Below are 21,760 nucleotides of genomic sequence, written 5' to 3'. Positions count from 1 at the left end.
CATTGCGGCGGGACGTTAGGCTATCGTCCGGGCCCCCGCAACCAGAAATCTGCCCGTGCATCATTGGATCGACCGACCCGAACTCCTCCAGGACCGCCTCGCCGACTGGCAGGGCCGCGGCCCGGTGGCGCTGGATACCGAATTCGTGCGCGAGCGGACGTGGTATCCGCAGCTGGCCCTGGTCCAGCTCGCGCTGGACGGGGAGATCCTGCTGGTCGATCCGCTCGTGCCCGGCATGACCGGTGTCCTGCGCGACTGGCTGGCCGACACGCGTGCGGCCAAGCTGATGCACAGCGCCAGCGAGGACCTGCAGGCCCTCGCCCACGCCTGCGGCGTGCCGCCGCGTCCGCTGTTCGACACCCAGATCGCCGCGGCGATGACGGGCTTCGGCGCCGGTCTCGGCTACCAGAAGCTGGTCGAGACGATCACCGGCACCGTCCTGGCCAAGGGCGAGACGCGTTCGGACTGGCTCAGGCGCCCGCTTTCGGCGAGCCAGCAGGACTACGCCAGCGACGACGTGCGCTACCTGCATGCCCTGCATGCCGAACTCGCGCAGCGCCTGGATGCGCTCGGTCGCCGGGACTGGCTCGAGCAGGACTGCGGGCGTCTGGTGGCCCAGGCCGAGCAGGACGAGCCCGAGCGCTGGCCGCACCTCGCGGTGCGCAGCGCCCAGGTCCTGGACGTGGAGGCACAGCGCCGCCTGTACCGCCTGCTGCGGTGGCGCGAGGTGCAGGCACGCGCGCTGGACCGGCCGAAGAACTGGATCCTGGACGCCGAACTCGCCGTCACCCTCGCCCGCCGCGCGCCGGCCGACGCGGCGGCGCTGGCGGCGATCCTCGATGCGCATCCCAAGGCGCCGCGGCGCCAGCGCGCTGAGCTGCTGCAGGCGCTCGCGACGCCGCTTGCCGACGAGCAGAGCGAACTCCCGCGCGCGCGCGCGCCCGGCGATCGCGAACGCGCCCGGATGCGCGCCCTGCAGGACGCGGTCGCCGCGGAGGCGCGGCGTCTCGACCTGCCGGAGGGCCTGCTAGCGTCGCGACGCCTGTTGCAGAAGCTCCTGGACGGACGAGGCTGGACCGGTGCGCTCGCCGGCTGGCGCAGGCAGGCGCTCGAACCGCGCCTGGCTCCGCTCCTCGAGGCGCCCTGATCGCCGGAACGGCGCGACACCCGGCGAAGGTCTAGCCAGCTCCGGTCGAAGGTGCGTATACTTCCGCGCCTGCGTGGGGCGGTAGCTCAGCTGGGAGAGCGTCGCGTTCGCAATGCGAAGGTCGGGAGTTCGATCCTCCTCCGCTCCACCACGCTTCGAGGAAAAGGCCAGGGCCGTCGCCCTGGCCTTTTTCGTTCCCGACCGACCCGCCGCAACCGTCCGTCGGAGCGCCACAGCGGCGCATGGTCTGCGCGGCACGCCAGTCCTAAGCTCGCGGGGAGGCTGGAGCCGTGCCGCGCACCGGTCTCGGGGAACCACGCGCCGAACGCGCCGGTGTCCGCATCCAGCGATGCGAGCGACCGGCTGCTGGCACTGACAGGTACCATCGGACGGTGCACGCCCAGCGAGGTCTGCTCCAATGCTGCAATCCTCACCCTCCACCGCTCCCGCGCCGGCCCGGCGCTGGCAGCCGGGTGGCAGCCGCAACCTGGTCCTGGCCCGCGTCGGCGACAAGTCGCTCCATGCCACCTGGCTCAAGCCCGCCCATACCGCGCGCGACTGGGACCTGCACCTGAGCTACTACGGCTCGCGCCTCGGCCCGGTGCCACGCTCCGGGCGCGGGCTGAGCTGGAGCAACGATCCGGAGCGCAGCAAGTTCTACGGGATCAGCGTCGCGCTGGAGCGGGCCGGCATCGACCTCGATGCCTACGACTACATCGCCCTGCCCGACGACGACCTCGTCGCGACCGTGGCGGACTGGAACCTGGGATTCCAGCTCATGCGCAAGCACGATCTCGGCGCGGCGCAGCTCAGCCTCAATCCCTTCAGCTTCTTCGGCCACCTCGACACCGTGCACCGCCCCGGCCTCGAGCTGCGCTACGTCAGCCTGATCGAGCTGATGGCGCCGATCATCCGGGTCGACGTCTTCAAGCGCTGCCTGCCCTACCTCCGCGACCACGACAACATCTGGGCGATGGACCACGTCCTCGCCGCACAGCTGCGCGATACGCCGAGGGCGATGGCGGTGCTCGACGCCGTCAGCGTGCTGCACACCCGCTCGTTCTGGACCGGCCCGCTGTACGCACCGATCCGCGCCGCGGGCACCGACCCGCACAGCGTCGAGCGTCGCTACCTCGAGGCGCACGGCATCGAGCGTGTCGAGCGCAGGACCCTGGGCGCCCTCACCCGCGGCGGGCGCAGTGTCCAGGCGCCATGGTGGGACGACATCTATCTTGCCGGGCCGCGCCTGTGGCGCAAGCTGCGGGCGCTTCGGCGCGTCAAGTCGCTGGCCGACAGCTGCGGCGGACGGATCTTCCTGCGTCGCCAGTATCCCGGCACGCCGGCCCTGGAACTCGACCGGCGCCGGCAGCGTGGGGGCCCGTTCGGCCTGCAGAACCTGACCCGTCGCGCGGACGACCCGCGCTGACGGTCCGCCGCGTCAGCCGACGGAGCGCAGCGTCGCGACCTTGTCCCCGACCCGGCGCACGCCCCGGGTCCACGGCGCATTGCCGCGCTCCCAGAGGTTCTCGAGCACCATCTTGTCGCGCAGCGAGTCCATGCTCTGCCAGAAGCCGGTGTGGCGGTAGGCGCCGAGCTTGCCGCGCTCGATCACCCGGTCCATCGGCTCCTCCTCCCACACCGAGGCGTCGCCGTCGATGAGATCGAAGACCTCCGGTTCGACCACGAAGAACCCGCCGTTGATGAGACCGCCGTCGCCGACCGCCTTCTCGCGGAAGGCGCGCACGCGGTTCGCCGCAGGCCCGTCCTCCGGATTCAGCGCCAGCGCGCCGTAGCGTCCCGGCTGGGTGACCGCGGTGAGCGTGACCCAGTCGCCGGACGCCTCGTGCTGGGCGATCAGGGCAGCGAGGTCGACGTCGGACACGCCGTCGCCGTAGGTCAGCAGGAAGCGTTCGCTGCCGATCACCGAACGCGCCCGCCTGAGCCGCCCGGCGGTCATGGTCTCCAGCCCGGTGTCGAGCACGGTGACGGTCCAGTCCTCGTTGCGGGCCTGCTGCCAGAGCAGCTTTCCGGAGCGCAGGTCGACGGTGAAGTCGCTGTTGATCGCACAGTAGTTGAGGAAGTAGTTCTTGATGAACTCGACCTTGTAGCCGCCCAGGATCACGAAGTCGCGGAAGCCGTAGGCCGCGTAGATCTTCATGATGTGCCAGATGATCGGATGGCCGCCCACCTCCACCATTGGCTTGGGGCGCAGAGCGGTTTCCTCGCTGAGCCGGCTGCCGTAGCCGCCGGCGAAAATCACGACCTTCATGCCGTCTCTCCTTGCAGGTGGGGTTGAGCCGTCGCGGCGGCCGCGACGGGAAACATCAGGTCCTGCTCCGCGCGCAGGCCGTTGACGAGGGCGTCCGGGGCAAGGTCCACGTCCTCGTAGGTCAGCACCTGGTCGCGGGCCACGTCGCGGCGCAGCCGGCAACCTTCCGCCAGGCCCATGGGAAGCAGGCGCTCGCGCCGTGCGGTCGCGTAGTTCTCCGCGATGCCGTAGGTCTTGAAGCCGCCGATGCCGTCGATCGCATCGCCCGCGCGCAGGTCGGTCTTGGCGGTCGCCACCACGTCCACCCGCGGCCCCGCCGCAGGCGCGATGATCACGTCGCGGCACAGCGCGACGCGGGCGATCGAGATCGGGAACTCGAGCGTGGTCAGGTGCCACGCCGTATAGAAGCTGTAGAACGGCCCCTTGCCGAGCTTGCCGAGGTCGAGGAAGAAGCGCTGGTTGTCGTCCTGCGCGCCGGCCAGGACGTAGATGCCCGGGCTTGGCCGCGCCTTGACCACGTAGTCGACGATGCCCCCGAGCGCCTCGACCGCCGCGTGGTCGTACATGTCGACCAGCTCGTCGACGTGGCCGTCGTGGTCGCGGCCGATCATCCCGCGCTGCGACACCTGCAGGCCCACCGCGTTGGCGACGATGGCCTGCTCCGCGGTCATCTTGGTGCCGTCGGCGAAGCTCGCCACCATCGCCGGGGTCTGGTTCCACTGCCTGGCGAAGCCGGCCTGCGTGGCGGGGTTGCGGGTGCGGTCCTGCAGGCCCTTGATGTTGCCGCAGACCAGCGGCCGCAGCCCCATCGTGCGGATGTGGCGGACCAGGTTCATGGTCACCCCGGGCTGGTCGCCGTCGGCACCGCTGAGTATCACCCCGTGCGCATCGGCCCTGGCCTTCAGCAACGGCCCGACGGTGGCGTCCAGCTCCACGTTGAGCGAGACGATGTCCTTGCCGCCCGCGATGCAGGCCAGGGTGACGCGGGCGCCGTACTCGACGTGGCCGGTGCTCTCGACCGCGATGTCGATCGCCGGCGACTCGGCGATCAGCGCGATCTCGGAGGTGACCACGCGCTTGCCGCGGGCGAGCGCGTCGGCGAACGCGGCGTGGGTATGGACCTCGACGATGTCGTCGCGCGCGATGCCGCAGGCGAGGAAGGCCTGGATCGCACGCTCGACGTTGCGGTTGCAGATCGCGGCGAAGCGCAGCACGGGCAGGTGGCGCTCGGCCTGGACGACCATGCCGCGGCCCATGAAGCCGACGCCGTAGAGCCCGACGGCGACGGGGCGGCCGGTGGCGAGACGTCTGCGGATGGCGGTATCGACGATGAGCATGGAACGCCTCCCTGGCGTGGTGTGGCGTGGAAGAAGGGGACCGCTCAGGGCGCTGTGTGGAACTGCGCCAGCCCGAGCGCGTCGGCGTCGAAGTCGGACCAGGCCGCGTCCTTGGCGGAGATCTCCACCGGCGCGCGCGGCCAGCGGATGCCCAGGCGCGGATCGTTCCAGCGCAGGCCGCGCTCGCGGTCGGGCGCGTAACGGTCGCTCACCAGGTACAGCGCCTCGGTGTCGTCCTCGAGCGTGATGAAGCCATGCGCGAACCCGCGCGGCACGTACAGCATGCGGCGGTTCCCGGCACTGAGCTCGACGCCGGCCCACTGCAGGTAGCTGGGCGACCCCGGGCGCAGGTCGACGATGCAGTCCCACAGGCTGCCGCGGATGCAGCGCACCACCTTGACCTCGGCCGCCGGCGGGAGCTGGAAATGCATGCCGCGCAGGGTGCCGGCGCGCACGCTCAGCGAGTTGTTGATCTGCGCGAAGTGGCTGTGCAGGCCCATCGCCGCGAACTCGTCCTCGCAGAACGCGCGGGCGAAGAAGCCGCGATCGTCGCCGCGTCGCTCGAGATCGATGGTGCAGGCGTCCGCCAGCGCGATCGGCTCGAACCTCATGGCAGCCATGGCTCCGCATGCCGCTCGCCCAGGGGCCTCACGCCGCGACCCATCGCAGGTCCTCGCCGAGCTGACCGGCCTGCATCTGCGCGTCGAGCGCACGCAGACGGATGTAGGGCGAGCGGGTGCGGAAGTCGGGATCGTCGAAGCCGATGGCCTTGAGTCCCCGCCACAGGCCGGCGATGGCGTCGGCCAGGCCGATGCGGGGCTGGTGCGCCGGCGCCAGCCGCTGGAACAGCGAGAAGTCCACGCGGTAGGAGCGCCGGTCCGGCGGCGCGGCGGCGTTGACCGTGGTCTCCACGCCCGCGATCGCCTGCGCGACGCCGCGGGCGAGCTCGCTGACCTGGTAGTTCCAGCTGTCCGCGCCGGCGTTGACCGCAAGGTAGCGGCCGCCGTCGGCGGCCTCGCGCGTGATCGCCCATTCGATCGCGCGGGCCATGTCGGCGACATGGATCAGCGGCCGCCAAGGCGTGCCGTCGCTGAGGATGTCGACCCGCCGCGTGGCCATGGCCGATGCCACGAAATCGTTGAGCACCAGATCCAGGCGCGTGCGATCGGAGAAGCCGCAGGCGGTCGCGAAGCGCAGCGCGGTGATGACCATGTCCGGCGCCGACAGCGCCTCGAGCGCATGCTCGGTCTCGATCTTGGAGCGCGCATACGCGGTCAGCGGGTTCAGCGGGTCGCCCTCCGACCGCGGGCCGCCCTCGGCGAAGCCGTAGACCGAGCAGCTCGAAGCGAACACGAAGCGCCCGACGCCGCAGGCGGCGGCAAGTTCGGCGACCCTGACGCTGGCGCGCCAGTTGATCGCCTCGGTCACCGCCTCGAAGCGCGAGCCCATCGGATCGTTGGAGACCGCGGCCAGGTGCACGACCGCGTCGGCGCCCTCGATCATCTCGCGGCTGATGTCGCGCACGTCGGCGTAGATCTGCAGGTCGAGCAGGCGCTCCGGGAAGCCGTCCGCCGACAGGCAGTGCGCGAACAGGCCGCTGTCGATGCCGACGAGCATGGCCTCCGGGAAGCGCTGTCGCAGATGGCGGACCAGCACCGGTCCAACGTAACCCATGTTGCCGGTCACCACGATCTTCATGCGTGCCCTTCCCCGTAGGCGTGAGCCAGACTTGGCAGGCCGGACGATGGGGCAATATTGTGACCGTTGTCACTATTTTAACGACGGGCGGCGCATGCCTTCACAACGCTGCCTGCCGCACACGGTCGACGTACGGGCACCATCACAGGAAGGACGCCGCACCGCCGGCGCCGGGAGGCGAAACCAATGGACCAGGTGGATTGCGTCGTGGTGGGCGCGGGCGTGATCGGACTGGCGGTGGCGCGCCGGCTCGCCCTGGCCGGATCGAGCGTGGTGGTGGTCGAGCGCGAGTCGAGCTTCGGCACCCACACCAGCTCGCGCAACAGCGAGGTCATCCACGCCAGCCTGTATTACCCGCCGGGGTCGCTCAAGGCGCGCCTGTGCATGCGCGGCCGGCAGTTGATCTACGAGTACTGCCGCGCGCACCACGTCGCGCATCGCCGCTGCGGCAAGCTGATCATCGCCACGGAGGCCGGACTCGAACCGGGGCTCGAGAAGATCGCGGCCAGCGCGCATGCGGCCGGCGCCGAGGAGGTGCATCCGATCACCGCCGCGATGCTGCGCGGCATGGAGCCGCGGGTGCGCGCCACCGCGGCGCTGTCCTCGCCGATGACCGGCATCGTCGACAGCCACGGCCTGATGCTGGCCTACCTCGGCGAGGCGCAGGACGCCGGGGCGATGGTCGCCTACCGGACCCGCTTCGAGCGGGCGTGGCCGACGGCGGGCGGCATCGATCTGGAGTTCGCGGACCCTGATGGCGGGCGCATCCGGCTGCGGACGCGGGTGCTGGTCAACTGCGGCGGACTGTTCGCTTCGGAGGTCGCCGACGCGATCGAGGGGCTGGCGGAGCCGGAGCGGCCGCGCACCCGCTACGCGCGCGGCGTCTACTTCACCCTCGCCGGGCGCTCGCCCTGCCGGCACCTGGTCTATCCGCTGCCGGAACCGGGCGGGCTGGGCACGCACCTGACCCTGGACCTCGCCGGCCGCGCCCGCTTCGGCCCCGACGTGGAATGGATCGACGCGCCCGAGTACCTCGTCGACCCGGAGCGCGCCACCTGCTTCCATGCCGCGATCACCCGCTATCTGCCGGACGTGCGCATGGAAGACCTGCTGCCCGGCTATGCGGGGGTGCGTCCCAAGCTCGGCGGGCCGGACGAGCCTGCCGCCGACTTCGTGATCCGCGGGCCCGCCGACCACGGCGTGGCGGGGCTGGTGAACCTGTTCGGCATCGAGTCGCCCGGACTGACCGCGTCGCTGGCCATCGCCGAACACGTCGAGGCGCTGCTCGCCGCGACGGCATGATCCGGTGCGGCGGAGCGCGGCGCCGCACCGGTGCGCATCAGCCGAAGAGCTTGCCCGCGACCTCGGCGATGTGGCGACCCTGGAAGCGCGCGCCGGCGAGCTCGTTCTCGCTCGGCTGGCGCGAACCGTCGCCGGCGGCGATCGTGGTGGCGCCGTAGGGCGCGCCGCCGCTGACCTCGTCCAGCCTGAGCTGGCCCTGGAAGCTGTACGGCAGGCCGACGGTCACCATGCCGAAGTGCATCAGGTTGGTCAGGATCGAGACCAGCGTCGTCTCCTGCCCGCCGTGCTGGCTGGCGGTCGAGGTGAAGGCGCCGCCGACCTTGCCGTTGAGCGCGCCGCGCGCCCACAGGCCGCCGGTCTGGTCGAGGAAGTTCGCCATCTGCGAGGCCATGCGTCCGTAGCGGGTGCCGGTGCCGACGATGATGGCGTCGTACTCCACCAGATCGTCGACCTTCGCGATCGGCGCGGCCTGGTCGAGCTTGTAGTGCGACGCCTTCGCGACCTCCTCGGGCACCAGCTCCGGCACGCGCTTGATGTCGACGCTCGCACCCGCCTCGCGCGCGCCCTCGGCGACGGCGTTGGCCATCGTCTCGATGTGCCCGTAGGCGGAGTAGTAGAGAACCAGAACCTTTGCCATGTGGATGTCGTCCTTCAGGGTGGATGGGAAACGGGGCCGACGCTCAGACGCTGTCGACCAGGACCAGCTCGGCGCCGTCGATCGCGGTGATGCGCAGTTCGTGCTCGTCGCGGATGGCGATGCCGTCGCGGGCCTCGGCGCGGACGCCGTTGACCTCGATCGCGCCGGTCGCCGCGACGAGATAGGCGAAGCGTCCCGCGCCGAGCGTGTAGGTGGCGCTTTCGGCGCGGCCGAGCGTCGCGCCGAGCACGCGGGCGTCGGCGCGGATCGGCAGCGCATCGGCGTCGCCCATGCCGCTGGCCAGCGCCACGAAGCGGCCCGAGCGGTCGTCCTTCGGGAAGGGCCTGCTGCCCCAGGCCGGCTCGCCGCCGCGCTCGGTGGGAATGATCCAGATCTGGAAGATCCGGGTCGTGTGGTCCTCCAGGTTGTACTCGGCGTGCCGGATGCCGGTGCCGGCGCTCATCACCTGGACGTCGCCGGCGACGGTCCGGCCGCGGTTGCCGAGGCTGTCCTGGTGGGTGACCGCGCCCTCGCGGACGTAGGTGACGATCTCCATGTCCGCGTGCGGATGCGGCGGGAAGCCGCTGCGCGCGGAGATGGCGTCGTCGTTCCATACCCGCAGCGCGCCCCAGTGCACCCGCTCCGGATCGTGGTAGCCGGCGAAGGAGAAGTGGTGCCGGGCGTCGAGCCAGCCGTGGTCGGCGGCGCCGAGGGTGGCGAAGGGTCTGCGTTCGATCATGGCCTGCTCCCGACTGTCGCGTGGTGGCGGTGGCGCAAGGATGCGGAGGCCGCGGAAGATTCAAAAGTAGAACAATGGAAACGATCAGTCCCGATTGTGCGCACGGAAATCATCAACGGCATGCAGATCCGTGCGCAGATGCCGGCGCCGTGACATCGCATCCGCAGCTGTCGATACTGCGCGGCCCGCAACGACGCCGCACCGCGCATGACCCAGATCGAGACCCGCATCGCCCAGCAGATCGCCGAGGAGATCGCCGCCCGCCCTGACCAGGTGCGCGCCGCGGTGGCCCTGCTCGACGAGGGTGCGACGGTCCCCTTCATCGCCCGCTACCGCAAGGAGGTCACCGGCGGCCTCGACGACACCCAGCTGCGCCTGCTCGAGGAGCGCCTGGGCTACCGCCGCGAGCTGGAGGATCGCCGCGCCGCGGTGCTGGCCAGCATCGAGGAGCAGGGCAAGCTGACCGATGCATTGCGCGGCGACATCGTCGCGGCCGATACTAAGGCGCGGCTCGAGGACCTCTACCTGCCGTACAAGCCGAAGCGCCGGACCAAGGCGCAGATCGCGCGCGAGGCCGGGCTGGAGCCGCTGGCCTTGGGCCTGCGCGACGACCCTTCGCTGGCGCCCGAGGCCGCCGCGGCCGGCTACGTCGACGCCGGGAAGGGCGTGGCCGACGTCAAGGCCGCGCTCGACGGCGCCCGCGCCATCCTGATCGAGACCATCGCCGAGGACGCCGCGCTCGTCGGCGAGCTGCGCGACTGGCTGTGGAACAAGGGCGAGGTGCAGGCGAAGGTGTTCGACGACAAGCGTGCCGAAGGCGCGAAGTTCGCGGACTACTTCGACCACCACGAGCCCATCGCCCAGATCCCGTCGCATCGCCTGCTTGCCCTGCTGCGCGCGCGCAACGAGGGCATCCTCGCCCTGGAACTGCTGCCCCTGGCGAAGCTGCAGGGCAGCGGCGACGAGGCCCGCGCCGAGGCGGTCAAGGCCGGCCACCTGGAGGCCGAGCAGCGCGTCGCGCTGGCCGCCGGCATCGCCGACCGCGGCCGTCCCGCCGACGCCTGGCTGCGCGAGACGGTGCGCCAGGCCTGGCACTACAAGCTGCACCTGGGCCTCGGCCTCGACCTCTTCCTCCGGGCCCGCGAGGCCGCCGAGGAGGAGGCCATCCGCGTGTTCGGCGACAACCTCAAGGACCTGCTGCTGGCCGCGCCGGCCGGCGCCAGGGCGGTGATGGGCCTCGATCCCGGCCTGCGCACCGGAGTCAAGGTCGCGGTGGTCGACGCCACCGGCAAGCTGGTCGACACCGCCACCATCTACCCGCACGCGCCGCGCAACGACTGGGACCGCTCGATCGCGGAACTCGCCCGGCTCGCGCGGAAGCACGCCGTGCAGCTCGTGGCGATCGGCAACGGCACCGCCTCGCGCGAGACCGACCGCCTCGCCGCCGAGCTGATGAAGCGCCACGCCGAGCTGCACCTGACCCGCATCGTGGTCAGCGAGGCCGGCGCCTCGGTGTACTCGGCGTCCGAGCTCGCGGCGCGCGAGTTCCCCGACCTCGACGTCAGCCTGCGCGGCGCGGTGTCGATCGCCCGGCGCCTGCAGGATCCACTGGCCGAGCTGGTCAAGATCGAGCCCAAGGCGATCGGCGTGGGCCAGTACCAGCACGACGTCAACCAGTCGCGCCTCGCACGCGCGCTGGACGCGCGTGTCGAGGACTGCGTCAACGCGGTCGGGGTCGAGGTCAACACCGCATCGGCCGCCCTGCTCGCCCGCGTCGCCGGCCTGTCCTCGACGGTGGCCGAGAACATCGTGCGCTTCCGCGACGAGCGCGGCGCCTTCCGCAGCCGCAGGGGCCTGCTCGAGGTGCCGCGCCTGGGCGAGAAGACCTTCGAGCAGTGCGCGGGCTTCCTGCGCATCGGCGACGGCGACGATCCGCTCGACGCCTCCTCCGTGCATCCGGAGGCCTACCCGGTGGTCGAACGCATCCTCGCCCGCTGCGGCCGGCCGGTGCGCGAGCTGATCGGCGACGGCGCCTTCCTGCGCGGGCTCGACGCCGGCCAGTTCACCGACGAGCGCTTCGGCCTGCCGACCGTGCGCGACATCCTGAAGGAACTGGAGAAACCCGGCCGCGACCCGCGCCCCGAGTTCAAGGCGGCGAAGTTCGCCGACGGCGTCGAGGACCTCAAGGACCTCGTGCCGGGCATGGTGCTCGAGGGCGTGGTGTCGAACGTCGCCGCCTTCGGCGCCTTCGTCGACCTCGGCGTCCACCAGGACGGGCTGGTGCACGTGTCGGCGCTGTCGGAGAAGTTCGTCAAGGACCCGCGCGAGGTGGTCAAGGCCGGCGACATCGTCAAGGTCAAGGTCATCGACGTCGACATCCCGCGCAAGCGCATCGCGCTGTCGATGCGGCTCGACGATCCGGTCGGCGCCGACGCCGGCCGCGGGCGCGATGGCCGCGGCGCCCGCGATGGCGCACCGCGCCGCGACCAGCCGAAGCCCAGGCGCGACGCGGCATCCTCGGCGCCGCCGCCGAACAACGCCTTCGCCGAGGCCTTCGCACGCGCCCGACGCGGCTGAACGGACGCCGCAGCCGCGCCGCCCCGTGTAGGCGCGGCTGCGCCTCGTGCACACGCCGGCACGTAGCGTCGTTCGCGTCGAACAACAGGAGGACGCATGAGCCGCGCCTTCGTCAAGGAGACCGACGGCGACCTGCCCGGCGATCTGCCGGAACTGCCGGTCAGCCCGCACCCGAACTACGTCACCGCCCGCGGCCTGGAGCTGCTGCGCACGCGCCTCGCCGACGCCGCGCGGCGCCGCGGAGAGCGCGACCTGCCGGCGATCGAACGCGCCCACATCGAGCGCGAGATGCGCTGGCTGCGGGCGCGCATCGAATCGGCCATGGTCGTCACGCCCGGCGGCGGCGCACTCGAGCAGGTGGGCTTCGGCATGCGCGTGGAGATCGCCGACGCCGACGACCGCCGCTTCCGCTATCGCATCGTCGGCGAGGACGAGGCCGATCCCGAGCGCGGCCTGATCAGCCACGTCTCGCCGCTGGCGCGCGCCCTGCTCGGCGCGCGGATCGGGGAGACGCGGGTCTGGCCGCGGCCGGCGGGCGACCTCGAGGTCGAGGTCGTCGCGCTCGATGCCGGCCCCTGAGGCCACCGGCCGCGCGCCGCCTGCGTAGAATGCGCGGCCGGATCGCCCGCACGCCCCCCCTACGCCCTCCCCGCTTCCGACGATGCCCGTCCCCGCTTCTCCGTCCGCATGAGCTTCGACGTCGTCGTGATCGGCGGCGGCGCCGCCGGCCTGATGTGCGCGCTCACCGCCGGACGCCGCGGCCGCCGCGTGCTCGTGCTCGAGCACGCCGAGCGCGTCGGCAAGAAGATCCTCATGTCGGGCGGCGGGCGCTGCAACTTCACCAACCTGCACACGACGCCCGAGAACTTCATCTCGGGCAACCGCCACTTCTGCAAGTCGGCGCTCGCGCGTTTCCGGCCGGCCGACTTCGTCGCCATGGTCGAGGCGCACGGCGTCGCCTACCACGAGAAGGAGCTCGGCCAGCTGTTCTGCGACGTGTCGTCGAAGCTGATCGTGCGCATGCTCGTCGACGAGTGCCGCGACGCCGGGGTCGAGATCCGCACCGGCGTGGCGGTCGGCGGCGTGGCGGCGACGGCGCCGGGGTTCACGGTCGAGGCCGGCGTCCAGACGGTGCATGCCGACAGCCTGGTGGTGGCGACCGGCGGGCTCTCGATCCCGCGGATGGGCGCCACCGGCTTCGGTTTCGACCTGGCGCGCCGCTTCGGCCACGAGGTGCTGCCGCTGCGCGCGGGGCTGGTGCCGCTGACGCTCAGCGGCGCGCCGCTCGAGCGCAACGTCGACCTGCCCGGCGTGGCGCTGCCGGTCGAGGCGCGCGCGAACGGCCGCGCCTTCCGCAACGCCATGCTGTTCACCCACCGCGGCCTGTCGGGGCCGGCGATCCTGCAGATCTCGTCGTACTGGCAGCCCGGCGACGCGCTGGAGGTCGACCTGCTGCCCGACCGCGACGCGCACGCCTGGCTGTGCGAACGCCGCGCGGCATCGCCCGACGCGGAGCTGCGCAGCGTGCTCGCCGAGGCCCTGCCGCGCCGCCTCGCCCAGCGCCTGTGCGAGCACGACCTCGGCGGCTCGCCGCGCATGCGCCGGCTGCAGCCGCGCGACCTCGCGCGCATCGCCGGCGTGCTGTCGGCCTGGCCGGTGGTCGCCAGCGGCACCGAGGGCTACCGCACCGCCGAGGTCACCCTGGGCGGGGTCGACACCGACGGACTCGACTCGCGCACCATGATGTCGCGCCAGGTCGCGGGCCTGTTCTTCATCGGCGAGGTGGTCGACGTGACCGGACACCTCGGCGGCTTCAACTTCCAGTGGGCCTGGGCCTGCGGCCACGCCGCCGGCCTGGCCGCCTGAGGATCCCCGCCTCAGCCGCCCGCGACCGGGCGCAGCGCCTCCAGCGGCTGCGGGCGCGCGAACAGGAAGCCCTGCCCGCGCTGGCAGCCGAGCTGGGCCAGCGTGCTGCACTGGACGGTGGTCTCGATGCCCTCGCCGATCGTCTCCAGCCCGAGCGACTGCGCCAGGGCGAGGATCGCGCGGACCACCGCATGCCCTTCCTGCGCCCCTTCGGCCTGCAGGTCGGCGACGAAGCTGCGGTCGATCTTGATCGCCGCGATCGGGAAGCGCTGCAGGTAGGACAGCGCCGAATAGCCGGTGCCGAAGTCGTCGAGCTGCGTGCGCACGCCGGCGCCGCGCAGCTCGTGGAGCACGGCGCTGACGTTGTGGGTGTCGTCGAGGAGCGCGCCCTCGGTGAGTTCGATGCGCAGGCGCCGCGGGTCGGCGTCGTAGCGCGCGGCGAGCGCCAGCAGGCGCCGCGCCAGGTCGGGCGTATGGAAGTGCCGCGCCGAGACGTTGATGCTCACGTACTGCTGGCCCTCGAGCAGCCGCGGCATGCTGCCGAACACGCTCTCGTAGATCAGCCAGTCGATCTGCTCGATGAGGCCGCTCTCCTCGGCCACCGGCAGGAAGCTGTCGGGCGCGAGCACGCCGAGGATCTCGTGGTTCCAGCGCAGCAGCGCCTCGTAGCCCACGCAGCGCCCGTCGTCGAGCGACACGATCGGCTGGTAGTAGGGCTCGAAGTGGCCCTCGGCGAGCGCGCGGCGCAGGTCGTTCTCGAGGTCGAGCGTACGCAGCGCCTCGTCGTGCAGCGCCTCGTCGAACACCTCGCTGCGGTTGCGGCCCTTGGCCTTGGCCCGGTACATCGCCGCGTCGGCGTCGCGCAGCATCTCCTCGGCGCGCCGGTAGCGGGGGCTGGCCAGGGCGATGCCGACGCTGGCGGCGGTGAACAGCTCCTTCTCGTCGATCTGCATGGGCGCGGTGAGCGCGGCGATGATGCGCTCCGCCACCTCGCGCGCGTCCGCCTCGCCCTCGATCTCGTGGACCAGCACCGCGAACTCGTCGCCGCCCAGCCGGGCGACGACATCGGGCTGGCGCACCGCCGAGACGATGCGCCGCGCCGCATGCTTGAGCACCTCGTCGCCGATCAGGTGGCCGACCGAATCGTTGATGACCTTGAAGCGGTCCAGGTCCAGGAACAGCACCGCGAAGCGCCGCCGCGGATCGTGGCGGAAGGCCGCCATCGCGCCCTGCAGGGTGTCGAACAGGCGCGAGCGGTTGGGCAGCCCGGTCAGGGCGTCGTGTAGCGCGCGATGGGTGAGGAGTTCCTCGGCGCGCAGGCGCTCGGCGATCTGCTGGCGCAGCTCGTCGTTGGCGGCGGCCAGCTCGCGGGTGCGCTCCTCGACCCGCTGCTCCAGCTCGGCGTGGGCCTGCAGCAGATTGTCGCGGGCGCGCTTGCGCTGCATGCCGTTGGCGATGTGCAGCGAGACGAAGGTCAGGAGTTCCTGGTCGCGCTGGCTGAACAGGAAGTCCGGCGAGTAGCTCTGCACGACCAGCGCCCCGACGGTGCGGTCCTCCTGGCGCAGCGGCACGCCCAGCCAGTGCACCGCCGGGGCGCCCGAGGTGCGCACCTCGCCGGCGGCGGTGAGCTCGCCGACCTTGCGCCGGTCGGCGAGCAGGGCCCGCCCGGTGCGCAGCACGTACTCGGTGAGGCCGCGGCCGAGGCTGCGGCGCGGCCGCGCCGGGTCGCGCTCGTCGACGGTATACGGGAACTCGAGGCTGTCGCCGCTCGCGCTGAGCTGCGCGATGAAGAAGTTGCGCGCGTACAGCAGCTCGGCGACCACCGCATGCACCGCGGCATAGAACTCCTCGAGCGACTCCGCCTCGGTCGACAGCTGTGCGATGCGGAACAGCGCCGCCTGCAGGCGCTCGCCGTTCTGGCGCTCGATCACCTCCGATTTCAGCTCCTCGTTGGCGAGCGCCAGTTCCCAGGTCCGCACCGCGACATGGCGCTCCAGATCGGCCTGCTGCTGCTTGCGCTCCAGTGCGGTGAGGATGTGGCGGGCGACGAAGGACAGCAGCGCACGGTCCTCGTCGCTGTAGGACACGCCCGGGTCGTAGCTCTGCACCACGATGGCGCCGCGCACGCCGTCCTCGTCGTGCATCGGCACGCCGAGCCAGTGGTGCGCATGCGGGCCGCGCTCGCCCTGGTCGTGGTCGAGGCCGAGGATCCTGCAGACCTCGGTCGACGAGCCGCGCAGCGCCTGGCCGTGCCGGATCAGGCGCAGGGTGAGGCTGTCGGAGAGGCCGTCCTCGGCGAGCTCCTGCTCCGGGTCGGGGACGAAGGTGTCGACGGTGTCGGCGAAGTACGGGAAGCGCATCGTGCGCCGCTCGGCGTCGTACAGCGCGATGTAGAAGTTCTCCGCGTACATCAGCCCGGCGACGATGCGGTGCAGGCCACGCAGCATGTCGTGCATGTCGAGCCGCGCGCTGGCCATGTCGGCGATCGCGTACAGCGCACGCTGCAGGCGCTCGGCGTTCTCCAGCCGCGAGACGCTGCGAGCCAGCGCCATCCGCTCCAGGAGCGAGCAGCCGAGGGCGCGCGTCCAGCCGATGAAGTCGCTCCAGGCCGCGGCGCCGCCATCGGTGTCCACCGCCAGCAGGAGCCAATGACCGCCGACGGCGCGGCGCCAGGCGACCACGAAGCCGCTGTCGCACTCGACCGGCACGCCGCCGCCGGTGCCGATCTCGCGCGCCGCCAGCGCGCGCAGTTCCGCCGATACCAGCGCGCCGGCGCTGTCCTGGGCGCCGTCGCCCACGCCGCTCATCAGGCACAGGCCGCGGTAGCCGGGACGTCCGTCCAGCAGCGCATCGAGCGCGGAGGCCAGCTGCGCGAGGTCGGATACGGACGCAAGCCCGTCCCAACGTCCGCTGTCCACGCCGCCCTCCACGCTGCGTTGCTCGACCACCGTCGTCCCGTCGATCACGGCACCCCCTGCCTTCACGGCAGTCTAGCAACGCCCTGCGTGCTGCGCCGCAACGCATGCTGCGGCCAGCCACGGACCCGGCGCCCACGGCTGCCCCGTCCGCGGCCGATCACGTAGGCTCGCCGCCATGACCGAGGACCCCAGCGACGAGACCCTCATGCTCGCGTACGCGGAAGGCGTCGCCGGCGCCTTCGACGCGCTCTACCGCCGGCACCGGGGACCGCTGTTCCGCTTCATCCAGCGCAGCCTCGGCGACCGCGAGGCCAGCGAGGAGGTGTTCCAGGACGTGTGGCAGCGGGTCGTGGCCGCGCGCAGCCGCTACCGCACCGACGCCCGGTTCACGACCTGGCTCTACCAGATCGCGCACAACCGGCTCGGCGACCACTGGCGCGCCCGCCGCGTCCGGCCCGGCGCACCCGAGGACGCCGAGACCCGGCTCGGGACGCTCGCCGATGCCAGCACGCCGGACGCCGAACTGGGTGAATTCGAACGCCGACGGCGCCTGCAGATCGCGCTCGCCGAGCTCCCCGCCGAGCAGCGCGAGACGCTGCTGCTGCGCCTCGACCAGTGCCTGTCGCTGGAAGCCATCGCCGCGATCACCGGCGTGGGTGCGGAAACCGCGAAGTCGCGGCTTCGCTACGCCGTCGACAAGCTGCGTGCGAGGCTTGCGCCATGAGCCGCCCCGAGCATGCCCAGCCGCCCCTGCACACTCCGCTGACCCCGGAGGAGCGTTCGCTCGCGGAGACCCTCGCGTCCCTGCCCGACGGCGCCCCTTCGCCGGCGACCGATGCCCGCGTGCTCGAGGCGGCGCGCCGCACCGGGCGACCGGCGGCGCGGCGGCGTGCGCCGTGGGCCGGGCTGGCCACCGCCGCCGTGGCCGTGCTGGCGATCTCCGTGTTCTGGCGGATGCAGGACGAGGCCGCGCCGGCGTCGTCGACGTTCGCCGAATCAGCCGCGCCGCCGCCACCGCCTTCGATCCCGGCATCGGCGGCGCGGGAGACGCTGCGCAGGGCGATCACGGCCGACACCGACGGCGCTGCGGCGACGGAGGCAGCGGCGCCTCGCCCGCACGCCCGATCCCTCGTTCCGCCGGCGCCCGCGGCGAATACGCTGGAGCCGGATCCGGACGCGCTGCGCGTGCCCTCGCCGGCCACGCCGGCGGCCGAGGCGCGGGCCACGACCGCCGCGGTGCCGCCGCCGGCGGGCGCGCCGCGTCCTCCCGCGGCGCCCGCGCGGGCCGCGTTGCCGCCCCCGGCGCTGGATGCACGGCTCGCGCCGATCGACTGGATCGCGCGGATCCGGACGCGCCTGGCCGATGGCGACCGCGCCGGCGCCACCGAGAGCCTGCGCCTGTTCCACGCGCGGCATCCCGAGATCGCGCTGCCCGACGACCTCGAGCCGCTGCTGCGATGAGCCGCCCTGCGCGATCCGCCACGGGAGCGGCGCGGTGACCCTGTCCACCCTCGCCGGCCAGGTGCGCCACGAGCAGGAGATCCGCAGGAGCCGCTTCCTCGCCCACGCCGCGCCGGTCGCATCGGCCGAGGAGGCGGCGGCCTTCATCGCCCGGGTCGGCGCGTCCGATGCCACCCACAACTGCTGGGCCTGGCGCGTCGGCGGGCAGTACCGCTCCAGCGACGACGGCGAACCCGCGGGCACCGCCGGCCGCCCCATCCTCGCCGCGATCGACGGCCAGGGCTGCGACCGCGTGGCGGTGGTGGTCACGCGCTGGTACGGCGGCACCAAGCTCGGCGCCGGCGGCCTGGCCCGCGCCTATGGCGGCACCGCCGCGGAGTGTCTGCGCCTGGCACCGCGCATCGAGCTGCTCGACCTCGCGCGGGTCGAACTGGAGGTCGGCTACGCCGAACTCGCCACGCTGAAGGCGCGACTGCCCGAGCATGCGGCCAGCATCGTCGACGAGCGCTTCGACGCGCTCGGCGTCGCGCTCGCGCTCGAGGTCGCGGTGGCGCACGTGGACGCGCTGCGCGACTGGCACCGCGACCTGACCCGCGGCGCCGGTCGCTTCGAGGTCGACGCCGCGGCCTGAGGCCGCGGATGCGCCCGCAGCATGCAGGCGACCCCGGCTTCGTGCGAAAATCCTCCGGATCACGCCCCCGTAGCTCAGCTGGATAGAGCGTCCCCCTCCTAAGGGGAAGGTCGTGCGTTCGAATCGCGCCGGGGGCGCCATTCGCTTTCCGTCCGTGCCGGCCGCCGCAGCGGCGCACGGACCGGTCGTCGCACAGGAGTCCGCATGACGCATCCCGTCCTCACCGCTCTCGGCATCGAATCCACCGTCTCCGGCACCTACCTCGGCCAGGGCGAGTGGGCCACCACCACCGACGCCGGCAGCATCGCGCACCCCGCGCCCGCCACCGGCGAGGTGCTGGCGACCGTGCACGGTGCGAACCGGGACGACTACGAGACGATCCTGACGCGCGCCCAGGCCGCGTTCGAGGTCTGGCGGACCACGCCGGCGCCGCGTCGCGGCGAGGCGGTGCGCCTGTGCGCCGAGGCGCTGCGCCGGAACAAGGACGCGCTGGGTTCGCTGGTCTCGCTGGAGATGGGCAAGATCAAGCCCGAGGGCGACGGGGAGGTGCAGGAGATGATCGACATCGGCGATTTCGCCGTCGGTCTGTCGCGCCAGCTCTACGGCCTCACCATGCATTCCGAACGCCCCGGCCACCGCATGTACGAGCAGTGGCATCCGGTCGGCCTGGTCGGCATCGTCAGCGCGTTCAACTTTCCGGTCGCGGTATGGAGCTGGAACGCGTTCGTGGCGGCGGTCTGCGGCGACATCTGCATCTGGAAGCCCTCGCCCAAGACCCCGCTGACCTCGATCGCGGTGATCCGCATCTGCAACGAGGCGCTGGCCGACGGCGGTTTCCCCGACCTGTTCTTCCTGCTCAACGAGGCCGGCCAGGGCCTGGACAAGGCGCTGGTCGCCGACACCCGCATCCCGCTGATCAGCTTCACCGGCTCCACTGCCGTGGGCCGCATCGTCGGCGCCGAGGTGGCCAAGCGCATGGGCCGCTCGTTGCTGGAGCTCGGCGGCAACAACGCGATGATCGTCGACGAGACCGCCGACCTGAAGCTCGCGATCCCGGCGATCGTGTTCGGCGCGGTGGGCACCGCCGGCCAGCGCTGCACCTCGACGCGGCGCCTGTTCGTGCACGAGAGCCTGTACGAGGCCATGGTGCAGACGCTCGCCTCCGCCTACGCCCAGGTCGAGTCCAAGATCGGCGATCCGACCGACGCCAACACGCTGATGGGGCCGCTGATCGACCAGAACGCGGTCAGGGGCTACCTCGATGCGGTGGAGAAGGCCAAGGCCGCGGGCGGCACCGTCGTCACCGGCGGCAAGGCGCTCACCGAGCGCAAGGGCAACTTCGTGCTGCCGACCATCATCACCGGCCTCGGCGCCGACGACCCGATCGTGCAGGCCGAGACCTTCGCGCCGATCCTCTACGTGATGCCGTTCAAGACGCTGGACGAGGCCATCGCCATGCAGAACGGCGTGCCGCAGGGGCTGTCCTCGGCGATCTTCACCCAGAACCTCAAGGCGGCCGAGCGCTTCCTGTCCTCCACCGGCTCCGACTGCGGCATCGCCAACGTCAACATCGGCACCTCGGGCGCCGAGATCGGCGGCGCCTTCGGCGGCGAGAAGGACACCGGCGGCGGTCGCGAGTCGGGCTCCGACGCCTGGAAGGTCTACATGCGCCGGCAGACCAACACCATCAACTACTCGGACGCGCTGCCGCTGGCGCAGGGCATCAAGTTCGAGTTCTGACGCGGAGGCCCCCGCCATGTCCACACCCCTGCGACGCACCAGCGGCCTCGCCGTCGCCAGCCTGGTGAGCGGGATCCTCGGCTGGACCATCCTGCCGCTGATCGGCGCGCTGGTGGCGGTGGTCACCGGCCACCTCGCCCGCGGCGAGATCCGGCGCGAGCCCGACCGCTACGAAGGCGACGGGCTCGCCGTGGCCGGCCTGGTGCTGGGCTGGGCGGCGCTGGCGCTGGCCGTGCTCGGCACCCTGGCCGTACTGCTGTTCTTCGGCGGCGTGGCGTGGCTGTCGACGTTCTGAGCGCAGGACGGCCGCCGGCATGAGCAGCAAGGACAGCGTCGGCCGCTTCGACGACCGGGTCGAGGACTACGTCCGCTACCGGCCCGACTATCCGCGGGCGATGGTGGACTGGCTGCTGGAGTCCGGCGCCCTGGCGCCGGGACGGCTCGCCGCCGACGTCGGCGCCGGGACCGGCATCTCCACGCTGATGCTGCTCGAGGCCGGGCTCAAGGCGATCGCGGTGGAGCCGAACGCCGCCATGCGCGCGGCCTGCCTGCGCAGCGTCGGCGGGCACGCGGGCTTCCGCGGCGTCCTCGACGGCCGTGCGGACGCGCTCGGCCTCGATGCCGGCAGCGTCGACCTGGTCGCCGCGGCGCAGGCCTTCCACTGGTTCGAGCGCGCCGCCTTCCGTCGCGAATGCGCGCGCGTGCTGCGCCCCGGCGGCCACGTCGTGGTGTTCTGGAACACGCGCCCGCCCGCCGGCACGCCCTTCCTCGACGGCTACGAGGCGCTGCTGCGCACCCACGGCGACGACTACGCCGGCGTCGCCGCACGCTACGACAGCGACGAGGACCTCCGCGCGTGGCTGGGCGACTGGTTCCTCGACCTGCGCGCGTTTCCGCATCGCCAGCTGCTCGACCGCACGGCGCTGCGCGGCCGCTTCCTGTCCTCGTCCTACGCGCCTGCGCCCGGCCATCCGCGGCACGCGGCGGCGATGCAGGCGCTCAACGCCCTGTTCGACGCCACCGCGACCGACGGTCGCGTCTCCTTCGACTACCTCACGCGCGCCTTCGTCGGCCGGATCCCCGGCCCGGCCGCCTGACACGGAGCCCGCCATGGACACCCCCGAACCCGGCGCCCCCGCGCTCCCGCCCCCGCCGGTGCCGCCCACCCATACCGGTGCGGTCGTCGCCCTGGTCTGCGGGATCCTCGCCTGGGTCGCGCTGCCGCTGGTCTGCGCCGTGGTGGCGGTGGTGGCCGGGCACATGGCGCGCGGCGACATGAAGCGCGCCCCCGGTCGCTGGCAGGGCGACACGCTGGCGGTGATCGGACTGGTGCTCGGCTGGGTGCAGCTGGCCGGGATCGTGCTGGCCGGGCTGGTGGTCGGCGCCCTCTTCCTGCTGGGCGGCGCCGCCATCGTCGCCGGCCTCCTCGCTGCCTGAG

General features: G+C 72.4%; 20 protein-coding genes and 2 tRNA genes. 15 read left to right on the top strand and 7 right to left on the bottom strand.

Features of this window, described 5'->3' with window-relative positions; translation table 11 throughout:
• Positions 1-55 precede the first annotated feature (55 nt).
• From rnd to KB893_RS00710, 3 genes are all read left to right on the top strand, one after another.
• Entirely contained in the window at positions 56-1,147 is a 1,092-nt protein-coding gene (rnd, locus tag KB893_RS00720) for a ribonuclease D (protein ID WP_211928078.1), read from the top strand.
• A gap of 75 nt (positions 1,148-1,222) precedes the next feature.
• Positions 1,223-1,298 (top strand) — tRNA-Ala (locus KB893_RS00715).
• A gap of 267 nt (positions 1,299-1,565) precedes the next feature.
• Complete coding sequence (locus KB893_RS00710; RefSeq protein ID WP_211928079.1) at positions 1,566-2,573, top strand: hypothetical protein; 1,008 nt, start codon at positions 1,566-1,568, stop codon at positions 2,571-2,573.
• Positions 2,574-2,585: 12 nt separating this feature from the next.
• Here KB893_RS00710 and rfbF read toward each other — a convergent pair whose 3' ends face one another.
• From rfbF to KB893_RS00690, 4 genes are read right to left on the bottom strand one after another with little or no spacing between them, the layout of a single operon-like run.
• Positions 2,586-3,416: a glucose-1-phosphate cytidylyltransferase gene (gene rfbF, locus KB893_RS00705; protein ID WP_213173307.1), complete on the bottom strand. Its 831-nt coding sequence runs from the start codon at positions 3,414-3,416 to the stop codon at positions 2,586-2,588.
• Positions 3,413-4,753 (bottom strand): NAD(P)H-dependent oxidoreductase, encoded by a 1,341-nt coding sequence (locus KB893_RS00700; RefSeq protein ID WP_213173306.1) that lies wholly within the window; start codon positions 4,751-4,753, stop codon positions 3,413-3,415. Before KB893_RS00700 ends, rfbF begins: the two co-directional genes overlap by 4 nt.
• 44 nt (positions 4,754-4,797) lie before the next feature.
• Complete coding sequence (rfbC, locus tag KB893_RS00695; RefSeq protein ID WP_211925684.1) at positions 4,798-5,364, bottom strand: dTDP-4-dehydrorhamnose 3,5-epimerase; 567 nt, start codon at positions 5,362-5,364, stop codon at positions 4,798-4,800.
• Positions 5,365-5,401: 37 nt separating this feature from the next.
• Complete coding sequence (locus KB893_RS00690; protein WP_211925683.1) at positions 5,402-6,451, bottom strand: NAD-dependent epimerase/dehydratase family protein; 1,050 nt, start codon at positions 6,449-6,451, stop codon at positions 5,402-5,404.
• A gap of 108 nt (positions 6,452-6,559) precedes the next feature.
• Here KB893_RS00690 and KB893_RS00685 point away from each other — a divergent pair, with 108 nt between their 5' ends.
• A complete protein-coding gene (locus KB893_RS00685) occupies positions 6,560-7,753 on the top strand; it encodes an NAD(P)/FAD-dependent oxidoreductase (RefSeq protein ID WP_211925708.1) in 1,194 nt (397 codons plus the stop codon).
• 37 nt (positions 7,754-7,790) lie between these two features.
• Here KB893_RS00685 and wrbA read toward each other — a convergent pair whose 3' ends face one another.
• Together wrbA and KB893_RS00675 are read right to left on the bottom strand one after the other, a co-directional pair.
• Entirely contained in the window at positions 7,791-8,390 is a 600-nt protein-coding gene (wrbA, locus tag KB893_RS00680) for an NAD(P)H:quinone oxidoreductase (RefSeq protein ID WP_213173305.1), read from the bottom strand.
• A gap of 43 nt (positions 8,391-8,433) precedes the next feature.
• Positions 8,434-9,129, bottom strand: coding sequence for a pirin family protein (locus KB893_RS00675; RefSeq protein WP_213173304.1), 696 nt, complete (start codon positions 9,127-9,129; stop codon positions 8,434-8,436).
• A 207-nt stretch (positions 9,130-9,336) separates the two neighbouring features.
• Here KB893_RS00675 and KB893_RS00670 point away from each other — a divergent pair, with 207 nt between their 5' ends.
• From KB893_RS00670 to KB893_RS00660, 3 genes are all read left to right on the top strand, one after another.
• Positions 9,337-11,706 carry a Tex family protein gene (locus tag KB893_RS00670; protein ID WP_213173303.1) on the top strand — a complete coding sequence of 790 codons (2,370 nt, stop codon included), beginning with the start codon at positions 9,337-9,339 and terminating at the stop codon, positions 11,704-11,706.
• 96 nt (positions 11,707-11,802) lie between these two features.
• On the top strand, positions 11,803-12,285 hold the full coding sequence (locus tag KB893_RS00665) for a GreA/GreB family elongation factor (protein ID WP_211927543.1): 483 nt from the start codon (positions 11,803-11,805) through the stop codon (positions 12,283-12,285).
• A 108-nt stretch (positions 12,286-12,393) separates the two neighbouring features.
• Complete coding sequence (locus KB893_RS00660) at positions 12,394-13,572, top strand: BaiN/RdsA family NAD(P)/FAD-dependent oxidoreductase (protein ID WP_211927542.1); 1,179 nt, start codon at positions 12,394-12,396, stop codon at positions 13,570-13,572.
• Positions 13,573-13,583: 11 nt separating this feature from the next.
• Here the strand turns inward: KB893_RS00660 and KB893_RS00655 are convergent, their stop codons facing one another.
• On the bottom strand, positions 13,584-16,538 hold the full coding sequence (locus KB893_RS00655; protein WP_211927541.1) for a bifunctional diguanylate cyclase/phosphodiesterase: 2,955 nt from the start codon (positions 16,536-16,538) through the stop codon (positions 13,584-13,586).
• A gap of 127 nt (positions 16,539-16,665) precedes the next feature.
• Here KB893_RS00655 and KB893_RS00650 point away from each other — a divergent pair, with 127 nt between their 5' ends.
• From KB893_RS00650 to KB893_RS00615, 8 genes are all read left to right on the top strand, one after another.
• A complete protein-coding gene (locus tag KB893_RS00650) occupies positions 16,666-17,214 on the top strand; it encodes an RNA polymerase sigma factor (protein WP_213173302.1) in 549 nt (182 codons plus the stop codon).
• Positions 17,211-17,951 carry a hypothetical protein gene (locus tag KB893_RS00645; protein ID WP_213173301.1) on the top strand — a complete coding sequence of 247 codons (741 nt, stop codon included), beginning with the start codon at positions 17,211-17,213 and terminating at the stop codon, positions 17,949-17,951. The genes KB893_RS00650 and KB893_RS00645 overlap by 4 nt, the downstream gene beginning before the upstream one ends.
• A gap of 34 nt (positions 17,952-17,985) precedes the next feature.
• Positions 17,986-18,582 (top strand): IMPACT family protein, encoded by a 597-nt coding sequence (locus KB893_RS00640; RefSeq protein WP_338026818.1) that lies wholly within the window; start codon positions 17,986-17,988, stop codon positions 18,580-18,582.
• Between the two features lie 63 nt (positions 18,583-18,645).
• Positions 18,646-18,722 (top strand) — tRNA-Arg (locus tag KB893_RS00635).
• A gap of 64 nt (positions 18,723-18,786) precedes the next feature.
• Positions 18,787-20,322 carry an L-piperidine-6-carboxylate dehydrogenase gene (amaB, locus tag KB893_RS00630; protein WP_211926348.1) on the top strand — a complete coding sequence of 512 codons (1,536 nt, stop codon included), beginning with the start codon at positions 18,787-18,789 and terminating at the stop codon, positions 20,320-20,322.
• A 16-nt stretch (positions 20,323-20,338) separates the two neighbouring features.
• Positions 20,339-20,617: a DUF4190 domain-containing protein gene (locus KB893_RS00625; protein WP_211926347.1), complete on the top strand. Its 279-nt coding sequence runs from the start codon at positions 20,339-20,341 to the stop codon at positions 20,615-20,617.
• A gap of 19 nt (positions 20,618-20,636) precedes the next feature.
• Complete coding sequence (locus KB893_RS00620) at positions 20,637-21,419, top strand: class I SAM-dependent methyltransferase (RefSeq protein ID WP_211926346.1); 783 nt, start codon at positions 20,637-20,639, stop codon at positions 21,417-21,419.
• A 13-nt stretch (positions 21,420-21,432) separates the two neighbouring features.
• The gene (locus KB893_RS00615) at positions 21,433-21,759 is read left to right on the top strand and encodes a DUF4190 domain-containing protein (protein ID WP_211926345.1); all 327 of its coding nucleotides are present in this window, start codon (positions 21,433-21,435) and stop codon (positions 21,757-21,759) included.
• Position 21,760 lies beyond the last annotated feature (1 nt).

It is taken from the genome of Coralloluteibacterium stylophorae (assembly GCF_018122625.2).
In the GTDB taxonomy this organism is placed as follows: domain Bacteria; phylum Pseudomonadota; class Gammaproteobacteria; order Xanthomonadales; family Xanthomonadaceae; genus Coralloluteibacterium; species Coralloluteibacterium stylophorae.
This window is presented reverse-complemented; position numbering and strand designations above follow the sequence as displayed.

Coding starts and splice junctions, on each gene's coding strand:
- KB893_RS00615 (WP_211926345.1), top strand. CDS start 21,433: ATGGACACCCCCGAACCCGGCGCCCCCGCGCTCCCGCCCCCGCCGGTG.
- wrbA (WP_213173305.1), bottom strand. CDS start 8,390: ATGGCAAAGGTTCTGGTTCTCTACTACTCCGCCTACGGGCACATCGAG.
- KB893_RS00650 (WP_213173302.1), top strand. CDS start 16,666: ATGACCGAGGACCCCAGCGACGAGACCCTCATGCTCGCGTACGCGGAA.
- KB893_RS00625 (WP_211926347.1), top strand. CDS start 20,339: ATGTCCACACCCCTGCGACGCACCAGCGGCCTCGCCGTCGCCAGCCTG.
- KB893_RS00670 (WP_213173303.1), top strand. CDS start 9,337: ATGACCCAGATCGAGACCCGCATCGCCCAGCAGATCGCCGAGGAGATC.
- KB893_RS00620 (WP_211926346.1), top strand. CDS start 20,637: ATGAGCAGCAAGGACAGCGTCGGCCGCTTCGACGACCGGGTCGAGGAC.
- rfbF (WP_213173307.1), bottom strand. CDS start 3,416: ATGAAGGTCGTGATTTTCGCCGGCGGCTACGGCAGCCGGCTCAGCGAG.
- KB893_RS00690 (WP_211925683.1), bottom strand. CDS start 6,451: ATGAAGATCGTGGTGACCGGCAACATGGGTTACGTTGGACCGGTGCTG.
- KB893_RS00665 (WP_211927543.1), top strand. CDS start 11,803: ATGAGCCGCGCCTTCGTCAAGGAGACCGACGGCGACCTGCCCGGCGAT.
- KB893_RS00710 (WP_211928079.1), top strand. CDS start 1,566: ATGCTGCAATCCTCACCCTCCACCGCTCCCGCGCCGGCCCGGCGCTGG.
- amaB (WP_211926348.1), top strand. CDS start 18,787: ATGACGCATCCCGTCCTCACCGCTCTCGGCATCGAATCCACCGTCTCC.
- rfbC (WP_211925684.1), bottom strand. CDS start 5,364: ATGAGGTTCGAGCCGATCGCGCTGGCGGACGCCTGCACCATCGATCTC.
- KB893_RS00700 (WP_213173306.1), bottom strand. CDS start 4,753: ATGCTCATCGTCGATACCGCCATCCGCAGACGTCTCGCCACCGGCCGC.
- KB893_RS00660 (WP_211927542.1), top strand. CDS start 12,394: ATGAGCTTCGACGTCGTCGTGATCGGCGGCGGCGCCGCCGGCCTGATG.
- KB893_RS00645 (WP_213173301.1), top strand. CDS start 17,211: ATGAGCCGCCCCGAGCATGCCCAGCCGCCCCTGCACACTCCGCTGACC.
- KB893_RS00675 (WP_213173304.1), bottom strand. CDS start 9,129: ATGATCGAACGCAGACCCTTCGCCACCCTCGGCGCCGCCGACCACGGC.